This is a genomic window from Limnoraphis robusta CS-951 (assembly GCF_000972705.2).
This window is the reverse complement of the sequence record NZ_LATL02000154.1, coordinates 20,187-36,805: the sequence shown is the minus strand read 5'-3', so window position 1 is coordinate 36,805 and position 16,619 is coordinate 20,187. Positions and strand designations below refer to the sequence as shown.

Annotated in this window: 22 protein-coding genes and 1 pseudogene; 3 read left to right on the top strand and 20 right to left on the bottom strand. The window is 41.6% G+C overall.

Translation table 11 applies throughout. The features are described 5' to 3' along the window. Positions 1 to 212, top strand: a pseudogene (locus WN50_RS36215) (hypothetical protein); the annotation flags it as partial. Here WN50_RS36215 and WN50_RS13770 read toward each other — a convergent pair. The 6 genes from WN50_RS13770 to WN50_RS13745 all read right to left on the bottom strand — a co-directional run bounded on the left by WN50_RS13770 (position 209) and on the right by WN50_RS13745 (position 4,425). After that, positions 209 to 1,042 carry a sulfurtransferase gene (locus WN50_RS13770; RefSeq protein ID WP_046279269.1) on the bottom strand — a complete coding sequence of 278 codons (834 nt, stop codon included), beginning with the start codon at positions 1,040 to 1,042 and terminating at the stop codon, positions 209 to 211. The pseudogene WN50_RS36215 and the gene WN50_RS13770 overlap by 4 nt on opposite strands. Positions 1,043 to 1,106: 64 nt before the next feature. Then, entirely contained in the window at positions 1,107 to 1,433 is a 327-nt protein-coding gene (locus WN50_RS13765) for a DUF760 domain-containing protein (RefSeq protein WP_046279268.1), read from the bottom strand. A gap of 117 nt (positions 1,434 to 1,550) precedes the next feature. Then, entirely contained in the window at positions 1,551 to 2,027 is a 477-nt protein-coding gene (locus tag WN50_RS13760) for a C6orf136 family protein (RefSeq protein WP_046279267.1), read from the bottom strand. Between the two features lie 153 nt (positions 2,028 to 2,180). Beyond that, positions 2,181 to 2,708 (bottom strand): pentapeptide repeat-containing protein, encoded by a 528-nt coding sequence (locus WN50_RS13755; RefSeq protein ID WP_046279266.1) that lies wholly within the window; start codon positions 2,706 to 2,708, stop codon positions 2,181 to 2,183. A 301-nt stretch (positions 2,709 to 3,009) separates the two neighbouring features. Then, the gene (locus tag WN50_RS13750) at positions 3,010 to 3,627 is read right to left on the bottom strand and encodes a CP12 domain-containing protein (protein ID WP_046279265.1); all 618 of its coding nucleotides are present in this window, start codon (positions 3,625 to 3,627) and stop codon (positions 3,010 to 3,012) included. A gap of 132 nt (positions 3,628 to 3,759) precedes the next feature. Continuing rightward, on the bottom strand, positions 3,760 to 4,425 hold the full coding sequence (locus WN50_RS13745; RefSeq protein WP_235440954.1) for a chromophore lyase CpcT/CpeT: 666 nt from the start codon (positions 4,423 to 4,425) through the stop codon (positions 3,760 to 3,762). A 274-nt stretch (positions 4,426 to 4,699) separates the two neighbouring features. Between WN50_RS13745 and WN50_RS13740 the strand changes: the two genes are divergently transcribed. Both WN50_RS13740 and WN50_RS13735 read left to right on the top strand, forming a co-directional pair. After that, positions 4,700 to 5,671 (top strand): M48 family metallopeptidase, encoded by a 972-nt coding sequence (locus WN50_RS13740; protein ID WP_046279264.1) that lies wholly within the window; start codon positions 4,700 to 4,702, stop codon positions 5,669 to 5,671. 164 nt (positions 5,672 to 5,835) lie between these two features. Next, positions 5,836 to 6,300 carry a DUF4359 domain-containing protein gene (locus tag WN50_RS13735; protein WP_046279263.1) on the top strand — a complete coding sequence of 155 codons (465 nt, stop codon included), beginning with the start codon at positions 5,836 to 5,838 and terminating at the stop codon, positions 6,298 to 6,300. Between the two features lie 523 nt (positions 6,301 to 6,823). Here WN50_RS13735 and modB read toward each other — a convergent pair. From modB to nifN, 14 genes are all read right to left on the bottom strand, one after another. Then, positions 6,824 to 8,716 (bottom strand): molybdate ABC transporter permease subunit, encoded by a 1,893-nt coding sequence (gene modB, locus WN50_RS13730; protein WP_046276712.1) that lies wholly within the window; start codon positions 8,714 to 8,716, stop codon positions 6,824 to 6,826. Positions 8,717 to 8,792: 76 nt separating this feature from the next. Further along, positions 8,793 to 9,581 carry a molybdate ABC transporter substrate-binding protein gene (gene modA, locus WN50_RS13725; RefSeq protein ID WP_046276711.1) on the bottom strand — a complete coding sequence of 263 codons (789 nt, stop codon included), beginning with the start codon at positions 9,579 to 9,581 and terminating at the stop codon, positions 8,793 to 8,795. Positions 9,582 to 9,898: 317 nt separating this feature from the next. Continuing rightward, on the bottom strand, positions 9,899 to 10,117 hold the full coding sequence (locus tag WN50_RS34045; protein ID WP_152964803.1) for a hypothetical protein: 219 nt from the start codon (positions 10,115 to 10,117) through the stop codon (positions 9,899 to 9,901). Positions 10,118 to 10,145: 28 nt separating this feature from the next. Further along, positions 10,146 to 10,505: a hypothetical protein gene (locus tag WN50_RS34655; protein WP_082172435.1), complete on the bottom strand. Its 360-nt coding sequence runs from the start codon at positions 10,503 to 10,505 to the stop codon at positions 10,146 to 10,148. Beyond that, positions 10,502 to 10,879 carry a hypothetical protein gene (locus WN50_RS13715; protein ID WP_046276710.1) on the bottom strand — a complete coding sequence of 126 codons (378 nt, stop codon included), beginning with the start codon at positions 10,877 to 10,879 and terminating at the stop codon, positions 10,502 to 10,504. Before WN50_RS13715 ends, WN50_RS34655 begins: the two co-directional genes overlap by 4 nt. A 356-nt stretch (positions 10,880 to 11,235) precedes the next feature. Further along, complete coding sequence (locus tag WN50_RS13710) at positions 11,236 to 11,556, bottom strand: 2Fe-2S iron-sulfur cluster-binding protein (protein WP_046276709.1); 321 nt, start codon at positions 11,554 to 11,556, stop codon at positions 11,236 to 11,238. Between the two features lie 80 nt (positions 11,557 to 11,636). After that, complete coding sequence (locus WN50_RS13705) at positions 11,637 to 12,005, bottom strand: HesB/IscA family protein (protein ID WP_046276708.1); 369 nt, start codon at positions 12,003 to 12,005, stop codon at positions 11,637 to 11,639. Positions 12,006 to 12,045: 40 nt separating this feature from the next. Next, complete coding sequence (locus WN50_RS13700; RefSeq protein WP_046276707.1) at positions 12,046 to 12,858, bottom strand: HesA/MoeB/ThiF family protein; 813 nt, start codon at positions 12,856 to 12,858, stop codon at positions 12,046 to 12,048. A 5-nt stretch (positions 12,859 to 12,863) separates the two neighbouring features. Then, positions 12,864 to 13,202 (bottom strand): nitrogenase-stabilizing/protective protein NifW, encoded by a 339-nt coding sequence (nifW, locus tag WN50_RS13695; protein ID WP_046276706.1) that lies wholly within the window; start codon positions 13,200 to 13,202, stop codon positions 12,864 to 12,866. Further along, positions 13,199 to 13,432, bottom strand: a complete 234-nt coding sequence (locus WN50_RS13690; protein ID WP_046276705.1) for a CCE_0567 family metalloprotein — start codon at positions 13,430 to 13,432, stop codon at positions 13,199 to 13,201. Before WN50_RS13690 ends, nifW begins: the two co-directional genes overlap by 4 nt. Before the next feature lie 74 nt (positions 13,433 to 13,506). Continuing rightward, on the bottom strand, positions 13,507 to 13,986 hold the full coding sequence (locus WN50_RS13685) for a NifX-associated nitrogen fixation protein (RefSeq protein ID WP_082172436.1): 480 nt from the start codon (positions 13,984 to 13,986) through the stop codon (positions 13,507 to 13,509). 132 nt (positions 13,987 to 14,118) lie between these two features. Next, positions 14,119 to 14,529 (bottom strand): nitrogen fixation protein NifX, encoded by a 411-nt coding sequence (nifX, locus tag WN50_RS13680; protein WP_049559465.1) that lies wholly within the window; start codon positions 14,527 to 14,529, stop codon positions 14,119 to 14,121. 12 nt (positions 14,530 to 14,541) lie between these two features. Further along, the gene (locus tag WN50_RS13675; protein ID WP_046276703.1) at positions 14,542 to 15,027 is read right to left on the bottom strand and encodes a DUF269 domain-containing protein; all 486 of its coding nucleotides are present in this window, start codon (positions 15,025 to 15,027) and stop codon (positions 14,542 to 14,544) included. A 160-nt stretch (positions 15,028 to 15,187) separates the two neighbouring features. Continuing rightward, the gene (gene nifN, locus WN50_RS13670; RefSeq protein ID WP_046276702.1) at positions 15,188 to 16,543 is read right to left on the bottom strand and encodes a nitrogenase iron-molybdenum cofactor biosynthesis protein NifN; all 1,356 of its coding nucleotides are present in this window, start codon (positions 16,541 to 16,543) and stop codon (positions 15,188 to 15,190) included. Between the last annotated feature and the right edge of the window lie 76 nt (positions 16,544 to 16,619).

Genomic DNA, 16,619 nt, shown 5'->3' with positions numbered 1-16,619 from the left:
GTCCTGAATGTGGATATAAAACCAATAGGGATGTGGCTGCCGCACAGGTGATCAGAAATCGTGGTATTGAATATGCGCTAGGGCATGGCGTATCTGAAAATGTCTGTGGAGACGATCTAGCGGGGGCAGTAATGCCTAGCCAAGAGTCTGTGAAGCAGAAACTTTTAGGTGTGAATCTAAGAATCCCCCGGAAGAATTGCTTTAGCAATTAACGGTGGGAGTATGTCAACAAATAAGAACACCAATCACTCCAACTCCCAGCGTAAAGTTTTCCTTGATGAATTCCCGCCATTTCCAGTGACCACAAATTCACACAAGCCGTTACTCCCGAACCGCAATAAACGATGATTTCTTCTGCATCTTTTAGATCAGTCCAACGTTGAGTTTGTTGGTCTATTTTAACATATCCGGCTTCATCAGACACCTGTTTCCAGGGATAATTAACAGCACCCGGAATATGTCCGGCGATGGGATCAATGGGTTCCGTTTTTCCTAAATAGCGTTCCGGTTCACGAGAATCAATTAAAGCAACTTTTGGCTGATCTTTTCTCGCTTTCACGGTTTCAATATCAACCACAAAATCAGGATTAATTTGGGGAATAAACTGACCCAATTTAGGAGTGCTTTGAGTATTATTTACCGGATAACCTTCCGCTTTCCAATGACTAAATCCTCCATTTAAAAGAGCGATTTTTTCATGTCCCATGTATCGCAACAACCACCACAAACGAGCCGCAAAAGCAAAGCGAGAATCATCATAAGCCACGACAAGGGTATCGGAATTAATCCCCATTTCGCTCAAAGTTTGAGCCAATTTTGTTGGCTCTGGGAGGGGATGACGCCCGCCATGTTGAGCAACTGGACTCGAAAGATCGCGGTTTAGATCGAGATAATATGCTCCTGGAATATGACCTTCTTGATATTGGCGCTGTCCTAATTCTACATCGGCTAAGGAAAAGCGACAGTCAACAACAACAACATCAGGATCATCGAGGTGATTAACTAACCAAGAAGCGGAAACCACAAAAGTATTATCAGTCATATTTTGCTCTCAAAATTAGAAAAAATAAAGGTTCCCTTTCAAGAACCTCATTGTTGATTATACTTTAATGAGACTCAGATATAGATTTTTCAAAGTCCATGCGTTGTTTAGCATTGTAGAGGAAGTAACCATTCATCATCGCCGAAGCCAGAAGACGACCCAAATTTTTACGATTTGTAGTGATACTAACATCAAACTGTTCGGATGGTAAACCTCCCAACAATTGATGGAGACGACGTTCCATAATTTGAGCAACTTCGGGATCGGGTTTGGAAAGTTGAGCGATGGTTTCCGGGTTCATCGACTGAAGATATTTGAACAGTTCATTTCCGTCGGATGAAGCATCGTTGAAAAACTCAGAAGTTCGATTGGACAGATTTTTATCTTGCATTTTTAACCGTTTTTATTTTTTGAAAAAATGTATTGCTCACGTGGTTCCTAGTTTAACCTAAAATCCAACAAAGTTATAGTGAGTAAAACCGAACCCAATTGGGGGATGTTTCGACTTTCATCTTTCTTCGGGGTTTGAATTTGGCTGACGTTGAAAGAACTGTTTTAAAATTGTTTGGGGAGAACGATCCCAAGTATCTTCATGGCGATAGATTAAAGCTTGGTTGTTGAGGTGGTAAGCGGAGGAACCATTGAAGAAAATTTGCGGTTTCCAGGGAAGTCGTAGGGTTCCTCTTACTGTCCAGTCTGCGGTAATCAGATCAACTGCGGTTTGTTGAACTTGATGCAAATCAAAGTAAATTTCGCGAAAAAATAAACCCGCATGAAATCGCAACGTCCAAAAGATGATTCTATAGTTAAATTTCCATTTAAACGTATTAACAGGGTCAGTAAAGTAAATGTCTGAGGTATAAATCTCGTAGGAGATATCTTTCTCAAACAGGGTGGGTAAGTCTTGTTTGAGAGTGTTAATAACAGTCTCGATTTTAGCTTGATATTGTTCGGGAGTGAGTGGGGGTGAGGTTTTGGTTTTCATCTTCTGTAGCCTAACTCTAACAAGAATAGTTCAATCTAGAGATAGACTAACATTGTCTTGAGATTTTGCAAATATTGAGGTCAATTTCCCTCCTACGTTTATCCAACAGGAGGGAGCATTACTTTTTTTGTCAACTCTCAACCTGAATCCTGTTTATCGAGTATTATTACATTTTACTCGTTGTTGTTCGATGTTGTCATTACGGGGAATGTTAGATAAATTCATTCCGTTTGTATAAATCGTTTTTGCATCCCAGAGTTTCGCGCCGTCTAAGTTTGCTCCTGTTAGATTGGTTGTGCTATCTATAATGGCACCACTGAGATCAGTTTTACTCAAATCAGCACCGCTCAAATCAGCACCACTGAGGTTAGCATCAACGAAGTTTGCGTAGGGAAATTCAGCATTTTTTAAATTGGACTTGCTGAGATTAGCACAGGTAAAATAAGAGCCTTCAAAATAACCATCGCTGAGATTGGCTCCTGTGAGATCGGCTTGTCGGAGTTGAGCATTAACACGGCGGGTATTACTGAGATCAGCACCTTGGAGATTACATCCCTGACAAGATCTCGCCTCTCCCCGGAGAAAGACATCAGAGTTGTTAGTATTCAGTTGAGCAATAGAGGGAGCAACAATAACCAGAGGAATTAATATGCCAACTATTCCTAAAAGTTGAGATTTCATTTTCTTAGCCTCCTAAGCGTTTTATCGGTTGTTTATGTTTATTTTAGTTTGACCCTCTTTGTTTTGTCGATAGAGGAATAAAAAAGGTTCCGAAGATGAGAATAAGCTTATATTTAAATGATCCGTTTATATCCGAAATCCGCAGTTGTATCTCTTGATAAAATATTAGGTTTTCCTGAAAATTATTGACGCTATTCCTGTCAAAATAAGACTTTTGGTTGGGTATGGATCTATCTGGAGATAGATGCAAATTTATTTCCAAATAGATCCACTTTCAGCCCATCAGATTGATGAACAAACTTTAATTATCGTAAACCCGAGCTTCAAAAGCATCTGGATTTTCGTCGCAGTAAACCTCAAAGGCTGTTTTCTCAATTCGTTCAGCTTTTTGGTGTGCTGCTTCGGCTTGTAATTCTTCTACAATATCCCAAGCCGCAGCACATTCTTTGGAAGTTGGGCCGTTTTCAGCACAAGTCGCCCGAGCTTCTACAATGGCTTCTTGAATACGATCTTCGAGTAAAAGCGCTTTAGGCTTCTCGACGAAATCACCTTTTTTGAGGATATCACTAATAGAAATCACCCCGAGCAAGGTATCTTGAATGACGGGTGCTAAATGAATGTGAGTCTGAGCAAACAAACGAGCCACATATTCTACACCCAGGTCAGGGTTAACGACGATGCAGGGTTTCGTCATAATCTCATAAACTCGCATCTGTTTGGGGTCTTTACCGAAAGCGGCGACTTTGTAAATAATGTCAGTTTCGGTGACAATACCATAAGCGTCTTGGTCGTGGCGACGTTGAACAATTAAAGCCCGCAGTCCTTGAGAGTTCATTTTCTTGACTGCTTCAGCAACGGTGTCTGAACCGCGAATGGTCACGACATCAGTCGTCATAATATCTTTGGCTTTGAGCATCATGGCTCTTTCTCCCTTGATTCACTTCAAACTCTAGCTTGCCTTGTTATGGTATCAAAATAAAGCATTGTTATATTGATTCTAAACTGTTAAAATACATCACCTAAAATATTTAAGGATTGGGAATAACTGCAATTAGTTGGACTTGATACGTCGATATTGATAGGGTTGATTTTCAGCGCCCCAGATCTGATTTCCCTCTTGGTCGTATCCGCGATCCAAAGTATCCATGCTTTCGGCGTCCAAAGTGATACTATTGGTGACTTTGACAGCACCTCGATAATTAACGGGACAACCATCGGGTTGGGTTTTCCCAATATATCGAGAACCCGCCAACTCCAGAAAAACACTACAGCGATACTCCCCAATATCCTTAACCGTAACCTGACGTTCGGACTGGGGTTTGTTACATAAATTAGCCCAGGCTTCGGGCTTAGGAGGGATAAACGTCGCCGACTCCACCTTCTGACTATCGGCACTGGGAGAAATCTGTAAAAAACGCTGACGGTAGGGTTTATAGAGCTTATCCGTCATCGCCTGTTCTTGGTAGAGAAAAATAGAGGGGGAACGCTGGGTAATCTCCTCAGCATCAGCCACTTCCACCACACAAGCCGTCATGCGAACACTGGGCGAATTGGGAGAAGCTTCGGCTTGGGCGGTTGTTTCCATTACACCTGTTAGATAAGAAGCTACTTCTATCACCTGTCGCTGGATGGAATGGAAGACTAAGCCACATCCAGCTAAACTAGCAGTAGTCATCAAAAAAGCGATCGCAGAACCGATTTTCAGGGGATAACTCACCCATACCTCCATTGCATGAAATAAAATACTGTTGTTTCTATCATTTGCCGCTACCTTGAGAAATTTGTCAACATAATAATGTCAGACCCAAGAGATCGAAATCTCTATCTGCGATCAGCCTGATTGGTCTTTGATATTAAATTTAACCTTACACCAATTCTTTATGAAGCTGCATCTAATTTATCCCCCCAGCCCCCCTTAGTAAGGGGGGAAGCCGCAGGCGGGGGGATCGAAAAAAGCTGCATAATTAGAAAGAAATGGTATTACACATCCTATGCCAACTTACACCGGAATTTCAAGTGAAGCCTTTCGTCATCCCCTCGACAAACAAGCGGAAATTGCCCTCCGCAGTGTTCCGGGGTTTGATTTAATTGCCAGTAAGTTTGTTGAATTTGTCTATGAACGGCCTCAATACGTTTACCTGATGGGCAATAGTATTCAAGTCGGGCCGCGTCAATATGCCAGCATTTATCATCTTTTTCGCGAATGTGTCCGCGATCTCGATGTCTTGAATGAACCTGTTTTATTTGTAGCACAAAATCCCCAGGTCAACAGTTATGCTTTGGGTCAAGAACGTCCCTATATTGTCCTGAATACAGGTTTATTAGATCTCGTCGATCAAGCCCAATTACGAGCCGTTTTAGCCCATGAACTCGGACATATTAAGTGTGGTCATCCGATTTTAAATCAGATGGCTATTTGGGCGATGGGTGTGGCTTCGACCATTGGAGAAATGACAATGGGATTAGGGAATTTAGTCAGCAGTGGATTGATTTATGCTTTTTATGAATGGCGACGCAAAGCAGAACTTTCGGCTGACCGGGCGGCGTTGTTGGTAACAGATGATCTAAAATGTGTTACTCAGTCGATGATGACGATGGCAGGAGTCAGTGGTAAATACGCTTCTGAATGTTCTTTGGATGAGTTTATGCGTCAATCTGAACAGTATCAGAATCTTGATAGCGATGGTTTAAATCAAGTGTATAAATTTTTGCTGTATAACGGCGGTCAAGGGGGAATGTTAACTCATCCTTTCCCCGTTGAACGTCTTCAATATTTACGGGATTGGGCAAATTCTGAGGACTATCGACAAATTCGTTTAGGAAACTATAAACAAACGGTTTCTGAAGGGGTTGTTGAAGTCGAAGTCGAAGAATCTACTGATGAAGTCGAGACGTTACGGCGTCAAATTGACGAGTTACAACAGCAAATCAATCACATCAAATCGGGTCAAGCAGAAAATTAGAAACAATGGGATGAGGAGATTTGCTTAACGGCAAAGGATGGGGACACAGACCTTGAATCATTCATCCCTCATCCTTCCTCAACTCGGGTTTATATCCGGAATTGACTAACTTGGAAATGAAGGATAAGGTTAAAGTAAAGCGTTAAAGTAGGGGAATATCTCAAATGTTAGGGACTTTTGATCGGAAAAAAGATAATTCGGGCGGGTTTAAGCCGAATTGGGGTGATTTTTTTGGCAAAGGCGCGATTGTATTAGCCATTTTAGCCGGTACCATGTATCTGACCAATCCCGAACGAGAAGAATATTTGAATTATGCTTCGGGTAGATTAGCAGCAGAAGCAAAAGAAAACTGGTGTAAGGAATCTAATGTCCCTGATCTGTTGAGTGGGATTTCAGGATCTTTAGTTGATGCTTGTCAATCTTTGTTGACGACTCAACGGGGAACGATTAAGAAATATATTGATAATTCAACTCAGCGTCAGAATGCGGTACTGTTTAGCATTTATACCACAGATTTAGTCGATCACCGCTATCAAACCATTGGAGTTTTTGGTAATTTTCTCACCTTCTCCTCAGAAGATGTAGAAGATATAGAACAAGCAAAACCAGTCGAGCCGGTTTCTAAGTAATTGAATGAATTGATGTGATCTGTAAGTTTCGCCCTCATTCTTCCAGAACCCTTTGTTGGGTTTCGTTCCTCAACCGAAGCTACTACTTTTTTTGTGGTTTTCATAACCCTTTGTTGGGTTTCGTTCCTCAACCGAAGCTACTACTTTTTTTGTGGTTTTCATAACCCTTTGTTGGGTTTCGTTCCTCAACCGAAGCTACTACTTTTTTTGTGGTTTTCATAACCCTTTGTTGGGTTTCGTTCCTCAACCGAAGCTACTACTTTTTTTGTGGTTTTCATAACCCTTTGTTGGGTTTCGTTCCTCAACCGAAGCTACTACTTTTTTTGTGGTTTTCATAACCCTTTGTTGGGTTTCGTTCCTCAACCGAAGCTACTACTTTTTTTGTGGTTTTCATAACCCTTTGTTGGGTTTCGTTCCTCAACCGAAGCTACTACTTTTTTTGTGGTTTTCATAACCCTTTGTTGGGTTTCGTTCCTCAACCCAACCTACCATTTGATTAACCCTCTAACGCTTTATTTTTTGATCAATTCTTAATTTCCATCACTTTTATATTTTGATCGGAAGTGTTCATTTTACTCATTTTTTCAGGGCTTGGACTGAGAAGAAGTAAGCGATCGGGAGCAAGATGAACAAACCAAGGAAACGGACGATTTTTAAATTTTTCCCATTTTTCCTTAAAAACTTCTGCTTGTAAATGATAATCTTCAGGACTATTTGAGGGTCGATGAAGTTTCAGGAAAAGTGTCATGCGGTGTTGGGTTTCACTGGTCATCGCTAGCCAACAGGGGAAAGTATTGGGATGATTTTTGTCTTCTAGAAAGGTAAATTGATGAGCGCGAAATCCGACATGAGAAAGGGTATCAGGAATCGGTTCAACGGTTTGTAAAATACATCCCCAGTCAATCGCTTCAATTTGATGTTTATTCACAACAACAGCAGGTGAGAAGTTCTTACATCCGGTTAATTGTGCGACTCTAAAAACAGAGGGATGTTCAAAGATGTCTTGTTTGCTTCCTTGAGCGACAATTTCACCGCTATCAATCACTAATAAATTCTCACAAACCCGATAGGCTTCTTCTAAATTGTGAGTTACAAATAATGTTACTCCATCGTGATGCTGAACCGTTGAAATAATCAATTTTTCGACTTGATCACGCAGATGAGTATCTAACGCTGAAAGCGGTTCATCCAGCAATAATGCTTCCGGTTGACTCGCTAACGCCCTCGCTAACGCCACCCGTTGCTGTTGACCCCCGGAAAGTTCACGAGGATAGCGATCGCCCATTCCGCCTAATTGAACAGAAATAAGCTGTCGTTCCACCTGTTGTTTAATTATACTAGAAGATAACCCTTTTGGTAAAGCAAACGCAATATTTTCAGCTATCGTTAGATGAGGAAATAGTGCATAATTTTGGAATAAATAGCCAATATTTCGCTGAGAACTGGGTAAATTAATCCCTCGTTCGGAGTCATAAAGTACCCGTCCGTTGAGGATAATTTGACCGCGATCTGGTGTTTCTAAACCCGCAATACAGCGCAAAATAAAGCTTTTCCCGGCACCAGAACCGCCTAACAACCCTAATGGTTGATTGTGGGTACTGAAAGACACATCTAAAACAAAATTTTGCAGTTGTTTTTGGATATTAACAAGGAGTTCTGGTTGGGAAATTGTCTCAGAAATATGAAGGTAACGATATCCATAATTCCCCAAAGGATCTTTTAATTTTTGGGCTTTTACACCTTTTATATAACTCGATTCTTCTGACCAATTGACCGCCGTAATAATGCCTAAAGAAATGACTAAAATAACCACAACCCAGGCAAAAGCTACATCCATTCTGCCACCTTCAGCCGCAAAAAAGATAGCAACGGGGATGGTTTGAGTGCGTCCGGGAATACTTCCTGCTAACATTAAAGTTGCCCCAAATTCACCCAAAGAACGAGCAAAAGCTAGCATTGTTCCTGAGAATAATCCAGGTTTAGCAAGGGGAAGCATGACTCGCCAAAAAATCGTCCATTCAGAAGCGCCTAACGTTCTCGCACAGGCTAATAAGCTGCTATCAATTTGTTTAAACGCACCTAAAGCCGTTTTATACATTAAGGGAAATGCAACGACTGTCGCAGCAATAACAGTCGCATACCAAGTGAAAATTATAGAAAAGTTAAGGCTTGCAAAAAATTTTCCAAAAGGCCCATTTCGGCCAAATAAAAGTAAGAGCAGAAAACCCACAACGGTTGGCGGTAAAACGAGAGGAGCGGTTAAAATACTATCAATTAATCCTTTGCCTTTGCCGCGATAACTGAACATTAAACGAGCCGCAATTATCCCTAAAAAGAAAGTGATAATAGTGGAAATAATTGCAGCTCGAAAGGAAATCCAGGCGGGAGATAAATCAGAAAAAATTTCTTCAAACATGAATCTATTTATAAGGTTAGATAACTTCGTAGGGGTGCAAGGCTTGCACCCGGAATTAATTGGCTTACACCCGGAATTAATTGGCTAACCCAAAACCATAGCGTTCAAATACAGATTTCGCAGTATTACTGGATAAAAAGCTAACAAATCCTTTAGCGGCTTCAGGGTTTTTGCTATCTTTAATAACAGCAATTGGATAAATAATCGGAGAATGTGATCCGGCGGGTGCTGTAGCAACAATGGAGATTTTATCAGAAATTTTTGCATCAGTTGTATAAACCATTCCCGCATCAACATTTCCGGTTTCAACGTAGGTCAAAACTTGGCGCACATCTTTAGCAAAAACCAATTTTGGCTGAAGTTTATCGTACATATTCATAGAGGTTAGGACTTCCTTAGCATACCTCCCTGCTGGAACACTTTCGGGTTCACCAATGCCAATTTTCCCGACTTTACCATTCATCAAATCTTGGAAGGTTTTCACTTTAGGATTAGCCTTTGGAACAATCAGAACTATAGCATTTTTCAATAAATCTTTGCGAGTTCCTGACAGTAATAGTCCTTTTTCTTCTAAGTCGTTCATTTGTTTAGGGGCAGCAGAAATAAACACATCAACGGGAGCGCCTTGTTCAATTTGTTGTTGCAAGGAACCAGAAGGGCCAAAATTATAAGTCAGTTTAACTTCGGGGTTTTCCTGCTGATAAAGGGGTTGAATGGCGTTCATCGCGTCGGTAAGACTGGCGGCGGCGGAAATGATTAATTCAGTTTGTGCTGAGGTTTGTGGGCTAGTTTGACTACAGCCAACAGCTAATAGCAAGGAAAAGACAAACCCACAAGCCAGGTTGATGATGCGGCGACGATTCATTCAGGTGCTAGTTTATTTAACAAATGTAAAACACGCTTGCTATCTTAAAGGAGATTTTTTTAAGTTTTTGTATTTTTTGATACAGAAATCTAAACTAAAGTAATAATTAGTTGATCGGAAAAATAACCCTGATAAATATCAGTCACCCAAGAAATAATCTCTGAAAATCGTTAATTAGACTACTGAATTTCTAAGTCTTATTGATCTATTCTATTGAAAGAGTAAATAACAAGCTCAAATTGAGTTTTAAAGTACCCAATATAAAACTCCGTGTCCAGAAGGAGAACACGGAGCAGTTGACGATGGAAAAAGTAAAGTTAAAGTTTGAGCGTAGTCTCGTAGATTCGTTGACAGATGACTAGAATCGTTAGAGAAATCAGAAGCTTCATGAAGAGTGGAGCGAGTAAAAATCCACAACCCAGAATCACACATCCAGATAAAATCACCAAAATAGTATGAATTTCATCCGGGTCAGCAAGCTTCAGGAATACTGTAGCAACGACAGCAATAGACAAACACAGATAAAAGATAATCACGAGAGATAACCTAACTAAGAACAAAAGATTAGTTAGTCAAAAAATGGTCTTGGGTTGAAATCCAATACAACTCTAACCAAAATCGAGGATTATCTTTTTTAAGTTTTGACATGGGGTCACGAATGAGACGTGTTGAATTAATACAAACGACCTCAATTAACCCCATATTTTCAGCAATATCCTTGAATGCTTCTTGTTGGGCAAGCAATTCTCGTCTTCTTTCTTGAGGATAGTAAATCCCGAGATAGTAGAATTGTTTGCCTGAACGTTCAAGATAGCATTCAAGGACTTTGACATAACACCAGTCTAAAACCTTTCCGGCTTCAGGATAGTAATTCTCGACAAGATGAACAAACTCTTGAACGAGATAGTCACGACTAATCATCATAGACGTTGATAGGTAAGCCAACTTGGTCTTACATAGGGTAAACACCAAACCTTCGTACAAGGATTTTTCAGCTTCTTACATTTGTTTTCAAATGTATTAAATCGATGCTGAAAATCCTCATATTTAGAAGTCTCATTCAGCTCTTTGACCGTAGTAATCGGACAAAATTCTTGAATGGCTTTACAATATTGAGGAGGAAAATTAGAAATTTTGATCGTGCGATGATTTTTGAGAGCGAGTTCTTTTTCTAACTCTTGATCAACGAGAAACTCACTATAATCAGCCAAGTTATCAAGGCCTAAGACATTTAGCCAAACTTCGGTTGCTACCCAAATGCCAGTTTTGATGAAGAACTTTTTCCACCGAATTTCCATTAGCCCTAACCTTCACATTACAAGATCCGATCTCCTTCACTCGGCTGACTATTACCCTAGTTCATTAAGCCTTCATGTGATTTCAGAGAAGTTGAAGCTGAATCGACATTCTAGGGTGAAGTGAGAGCGGAGTTTACTTAACTTGAACTTCATTTTGGAGTTAATCTGAACGAGATTCAGATAATAGATAATTGCTGAAAGTTTCAGTAAGTTGTTAAGACTACAACTTTCAACAGGTTTTAAATCTTGTAGTCGCTCATTTGATGAGAAACGAATGTTGATCAGGAAAAACGGATGGGAACCCGTTATGAGTCACCCTTAATTATCCGTTTTTCCACTCCCTATCCGTTTAAAAATTAGCCGAGATAAGCTTCTTGATGGGTTCTAATCGTGCAATCAGAGCGAGGATAAGCTACACAAAGCAAAACCCATTTCTTTTCTAATTGTTCGTCATCGAGGAAGCTTTGATCTTCTTGATCAACTTCTCCTTCTTCAATGCGACCTAAACAACTAGAACAAGCACCAGAACGACAAGAAGAAGGTAATTCAAAGTCTTCTAGTTGTTCTTCAGCCGCATCTAGGATATAAACATCTTCTGGAACTTCAATCGTTACATCCTTTTCTGGAGGCTTTTTCTTGCTGCCTTTGATCAGGCGAACTTTGTAGGTTGCAGTCATAATAATAATCTCCAAAAGTTGGTCGAGCGGTTTTGGGTTTTTTTAGCGTTCAATACGCTCAAAACATCAGACTTTGAACCTTAGCTACAAGGTGTAGCAGAAGGGGTACAATCACCTGCGGCAAAGGATTTACCACAGCCACAGGTTTCAGTTGCATTCGGGTTCTTGAAGACAAACCCGCTTTGCGTCAAACTTTCAACAAAGTCAATCACAATCCCATCCAAAAGCGGCGCACTTTTCGGATCGACATAGATACTTACTTTGTCCTGCTCGAAGGTTAGATCATCTGGCTTGGGATTGCTGGTAATATCGATTGAATATTCATAACCATTGCAACCGCCATCAACCACAGCCAGACGAACACCTTTTTGAGCCTCAGTGCCACCTGCACTGCCTCGTACAAAAGTCCGAAGCCTAAAAGCAGCTTTTTCTGTCAAAATAACACTCATCTTAGTCTCCTGAAGGGTGAGAAGGGGAAGTTTGCGCTTGTTAGCAGGCTAGCCTCTCCAATGAAGGGTACAAAAGCTCACTTGCCGATCTCGCTTGATCAGATTTGCCTTGACCACAAATCTGACAGTTAGGATCATGGTAAGCGCGAAGTTTCGTAAATTTAGCGTTCCCTAAATCCATCGTTAGAAGTTGCCCGTTTAGAGTTTCTCCTAACCCTGTAATCAACTTGACAGCTTCCAGCGCGGCTAGACAAGCCAGGGTTCCTGAAACCGCACCCAAAACCCCAAATCCCCACCGATCCCACTGGGGTTTTTCAGGAAAGATGCACGATAGACAGGGGGTTTGACGAGGGATAATGGTCGTGAGGTAAGCCTCCATTCCACTCATCGCTGCTTCAATCATGGGTTTATCCCACAACACACAAGCAGCGTTGAGTAAATCCCGTTCATCAAAGTTGTGAGCGCAACTTAGAGCCAGATCAGAGCGTTGAACCAACCCATCGACATTATCCGACGTAATGAATTCCGCAATCGCCTCAATTTCGACATCAGGATTGATTTGAGATAGGGTTTCCTTCGCCTTTAGCACCCTCGGTTGACCGACCCAATCATGAGTCATCAAGATTTGACGGTTCATGTCATCGAGGCGCAAGTCTCCTCCCCGGACTAGGATTAATTTACCAATCCCAGCGACTGCGAGGTAAAGTGCGACGGTTCCCCCCAATCCACCCACGCCTGAAACCAGAGCAGTTGAGGCTTTCAGTTTGGCTTGTCCAGCTTCTCCGAAACCGGGAAGTTGCATTTGTCGGCGATAACGTTCGAGTTCTGTTGGTGTCAGTTCTAATCCGCCCATGATGATTATGACTCAGTACCGATGTCTTTGGTTAATACAACGTTTTTGGGTGCGTCTTTGAAGACTTTAAAGAGTTTGGTTTCGAGCGGGCTAGACGTCTTAAAGACTTCATAGGCTTCCTCTAGAGCGAGCTTGTATTTGTCTAGTTTTTCCGCTTCGCTCAGATCGGGAAATACCTTGTCAATTTCTACAATTAACAGAGAGAACTGTTTTAAAATATGAAGACGATTGACGTTGACAAAAGTTTGATCGTAGGGCAACTCAAAGAAGATAAAAAATTCTTCGGCATCTCTGAGTTTCTTGAATTCAGCGAAGCTTTTAGGTGTCGAAGTTGTAGAAGTCATTTGAGTTGAGCCTCCCAGGTTTTGAGTTGTTTTTTGAGATCAGATAACTCACGAAACACTTCGTAAGTTTTCGCTGCTTCTTCTTGCAGCTTTTCAAAATCGGTAGGTAAACCTTCTGCGAGATCATGCAGATCCATTTTCATTTGACCTGCTTGGCTATTGAGGCGTTTGATTTTGGTTTTCAGTTCCTCAACAGCTTCGGTCGTTGGAATTTCAGTCGTGTGAGTCATTCCATCAACTCCTAATCATGCTGTAACTTAGAAGTCTGAAAAAGAAAATAATTTCCTTTTCTCTGTGAGAACATTTAAGCTTTAGCAGCATCCGCAAACTTTTCAATGCTCTCGATACCGGATTGAACCAGTTTTTCACCTTGGGCTGCTAATTTTTCCAAGGAATCAAAACCAAAACGTTGAGCGTCCCGCAGCGTGCGGTTAATCACAATCAGGCGACCTGTCCAAACTAATGCCCAACCAAACCCTTCGTGACTTAAATCAATCACTACTTGGCAAAGTTTTCCGGTTTCTGTTTCGACGCAAGCCGCTACAGCTCTATAAAAACACAGAATCCGAAGTTGGGTGGCGGGATCGACTTCTCCCTCAAGCGAAATTGAGCGTTTTTTGTCTTTGGTGACAATAAAAGGAGAGAGAACTAACTCATCTGACCAACTGCGATAAACACCGTAGTGATCTTGAGCGCGAATTTGTTGGACTAGCGCCTGTAACAATGGATTGGATTCAACAATATTGGTACTGGATTCGCGGGTAGCAGTTTGTGTTGAACTCATAGTTGGTTTGTTCGTCATTACTATATTAGGCTCGGAGCAAAGACATCCAAATTGAATGTCTATTTTGTAAAGACGTGGCATCAACACGTCAGTACAAACTTTTAGGAAGATAGAAGACCCGGATGAAGGGATTTATTCGTCTTCTTCCTCAAGACCAGCGTAAGAGAATTTTTCTTCTTCTTGCTGGATGACTTTCCGCAACCACGGCGGCGGATTGCCATTGAGAGTTTTGACTAACTTATCCAGAATTGCCGTAATTTCCTCTTCATCCGGGTCTTTCACGGGCGTTATTTTTTTGCGAATTAAACGCGCCGCCGCACTGCCTCCAATCGCTGAAACATAAACTAGAGTGCAGTCGGATAGTGCCTCGATTTTGGGAACTAGCTTATCTTCATTCCCATCTTCTTTTAGATTATCATCAAATTCCAGGGTATTTGAAAAATTATAACCCTCTTTTGAAACATCGTAAACATCAATTTTTTTCGCTGATCCAAAATGAGCATTGATGTGAACTTGATCGCAGGTTGCGAAAGCAACTTTCATTTCATACCTCCTTTAGCTTGCTCTTTTTAAGGGAACAGACAGCCCTCGGGCTGGAAAGTCAAAATATTCTCTAGCTCGTTCTAAAGCATTTTGGATCACCCTTTCACCTTCGTAGGTGAGATGTTCCACTGATTCAAAACGAAAGCTATCGGTATCTCGCAAGAACTGAGAAATCACCAAGAGGCGACCGCAAAAGACCAGAATCCAACCGATATCATCTTGACCGAGATTGATAAAGATCTCAACCCTTTGACCCGTTTCTTGCTCAAGACGAGAAGCTACTGCCCGATAAAAAGCTGAAATCTTTTGTAGGCTTGGGATATCGTTATCCGCCCCTAAAGTCGAATAGCCTATTAAAGATTTTAGCAATAATTCATCAGAAAAATTTTGATCAGCAACTGTCGTATCTTGAACACGAACTTGTTTAACGATCTCTCTGACAAAAGCAGAATTTAACAGAGAAGAATTGGAGTGGGAAATGGCTTCAAGATGAATCATAGTTCTAGGTCTTACGATGCAGTGTAGGAGGTGAATGATTCGCAACTCTTGTCAGAAACATTGGCGAGAATATAGACTCTATTAAGTCAATAGATATCGGGGCTATTCCTTTGGATTTTATCGAATTAAAAGCAGGTATTTTCCACTTTTAATTTTGATTTTAGGATTCTTCAGCCTCGATAAAAAGATTACCTAAATCCATCAGAAACTGAATCGTTCCGCGATAACCAATTAAACATCTTTGACCATTTCCAAAACGATCAAAAATTGGATAACCCATACGATAAAGAGGAATCTTGAGTCGTTCAGCAATGGCTCTCCCGTGAGAGTTTGTAATCAACAAGTCTGATCCAACTGCTAAATTTTCAAAGTCTTCTAAATCGCCAATCGTCACCGATTCAATTGGTAAATTTTCCAGTAACGGAGATTTAGTTGTCGTCACAGCCGCTTGAATTTCAGCGCCCATTTCATGTAGCAACCAACTGGTTTGATACAGCAAATCCGGTTCCATTGCCAATGAAATGCGCTTGCGACCAAAATAGAAATGCGTATCTAACATCGCATCCTGCAACTGACGTCGTTGACGATTGAACTTCTCCGGCACCTCATAGGGCTGAACAAAATGAGCATCTTGGCGGGAGTGAACAATCTTCGACAGACGCAACAAAAACCGATCCATCGCCTGCAAACCGCTTAAGCGCGGAAACACTTCGTAATTGGTCCCGAACTTTTGCTTCAAAGCATCCGCCGACTTCCGCATACTTTCGCCGATCGCTAAAGTAAACGTTGATTCCCCCAGACGGCGCAAATCATCTAACGAGGTTCCTCCAGTGGTTACACTGTTGAACCCATCATCGAGATGCCCATCCATCGATCCCGACAAATCGGGGATCATCACAGGCGTTAACCCAAAGGCTTCAACAATAGCCTTCACTTCTTCAACGTCACCCGGCCCCAGGAGCGAACCCGCTAAAATTGTTACCCTAGCCTTGACTTCGCTCGACAAGTTTGGTATAATATCCTCGGATTCTACGAAAGCCCCGTAATAAGTGGTGACAATCTCCTCAACGGTAGCCGCATAACCATCTTGCATTGCCCCTTTATAATCGGGAGTCGAAACCGAAATAATCGGCAACCAATCTAACTCTGGGTGCTGGATGCGGAAATCCTTGAGGATGCGTTGCATATCATCCCCCCGGGTTTCCGTTAAGCCTGTCGTCAACAGACCGATCACATCGGGCTTTGCCTTCTCAACCAAAGTTAAGATCGCAGTCGTTATATTTTCCTCTCCGCCCAAGATGCTGCTAACTTCCGTCATAGCCGTCGTAGACAGAGGAATCGCTTCTCGGAAGTGACGCACTAAAATCACTTTGGCAAACGCTGTACAACCCTGAGAACCGTGAAACAGAGGAATCATTCCCTTCAACCCCAGAAATGCCAGAGACGCACCCAGAGGAGGACTCAATTTTAAAGGGTTAACAGCCGCCGCTTTTTTCGGTTGAGTAATAGTTGTCATATCTTCTACCAGGGAACGAGGAACAGGGGAGTAGGGAGACAGTTTACAGTTTGCAGTTATGCAGTTATCAATATTC

Bases quoted from the DNA above. Each gene is read 5' to 3' on its own strand.
- WN50_RS13740 (WP_046279264.1), top strand. From the start codon at position 4,700: ATGCCAACTTACACCGGAATTTCAAGTGAAGCCTTTCGTCATCCCCTC.
- WN50_RS13760 (WP_046279267.1), bottom strand. From the start codon at position 2,027: ATGAAAACCAAAACCTCACCCCCACTCACTCCCGAACAATATCAAGCT.
- modA (WP_046276711.1), bottom strand. From the start codon at position 9,581: ATGAATCGTCGCCGCATCATCAACCTGGCTTGTGGGTTTGTCTTTTCC.
- nifN (WP_046276702.1), bottom strand. From the start codon at position 16,543: ATGACAACTATTACTCAACCGAAAAAAGCGGCGGCTGTTAACCCTTTA.
- WN50_RS13690 (WP_046276705.1), bottom strand. From the start codon at position 13,432: ATGACTCACACGACTGAAATTCCAACGACCGAAGCTGTTGAGGAACTG.
- WN50_RS13750 (WP_046279265.1), bottom strand. From the start codon at position 3,627: ATGATGCTCAAAGCCAAAGATATTATGACGACTGATGTCGTGACCATT.
- WN50_RS13755 (WP_046279266.1), bottom strand. From the start codon at position 2,708: ATGAAATCTCAACTTTTAGGAATAGTTGGCATATTAATTCCTCTGGTT.
- WN50_RS13675 (WP_046276703.1), bottom strand. From the start codon at position 15,027: ATGATTCATCTTGAAGCCATTTCCCACTCCAATTCTTCTCTGTTAAAT.
- WN50_RS13735 (WP_046279263.1), top strand. From the start codon at position 5,836: ATGTTAGGGACTTTTGATCGGAAAAAAGATAATTCGGGCGGGTTTAAG.
- nifX (WP_049559465.1), bottom strand. From the start codon at position 14,529: ATGAAAGTTGCTTTCGCAACCTGCGATCAAGTTCACATCAATGCTCAT.
- WN50_RS13685 (WP_082172436.1), bottom strand. From the start codon at position 13,986: ATGAGTTCAACACAAACTGCTACCCGCGAATCCAGTACCAATATTGTT.
- WN50_RS13765 (WP_046279268.1), bottom strand. From the start codon at position 1,433: ATGCAAGATAAAAATCTGTCCAATCGAACTTCTGAGTTTTTCAACGAT.
- modB (WP_046276712.1), bottom strand. From the start codon at position 8,716: ATGTTTGAAGAAATTTTTTCTGATTTATCTCCCGCCTGGATTTCCTTT.
- WN50_RS13705 (WP_046276708.1), bottom strand. From the start codon at position 12,005: ATGAGTGTTATTTTGACAGAAAAAGCTGCTTTTAGGCTTCGGACTTTT.
- nifW (WP_046276706.1), bottom strand. From the start codon at position 13,202: ATGACTTCTACAACTTCGACACCTAAAAGCTTCGCTGAATTCAAGAAA.
- WN50_RS34655 (WP_082172435.1), bottom strand. From the start codon at position 10,505: ATGATGATTAGTCGTGACTATCTCGTTCAAGAGTTTGTTCATCTTGTC.
- WN50_RS13770 (WP_046279269.1), bottom strand. From the start codon at position 1,042: ATGACTGATAATACTTTTGTGGTTTCCGCTTCTTGGTTAGTTAATCAC.
- WN50_RS13710 (WP_046276709.1), bottom strand. From the start codon at position 11,556: ATGACTGCAACCTACAAAGTTCGCCTGATCAAAGGCAGCAAGAAAAAG.
- WN50_RS13715 (WP_046276710.1), bottom strand. From the start codon at position 10,879: ATGGAAATTCGGTGGAAAAAGTTCTTCATCAAAACTGGCATTTGGGTA.
- WN50_RS13700 (WP_046276707.1), bottom strand. From the start codon at position 12,858: ATGGGCGGATTAGAACTGACACCAACAGAACTCGAACGTTATCGCCGA.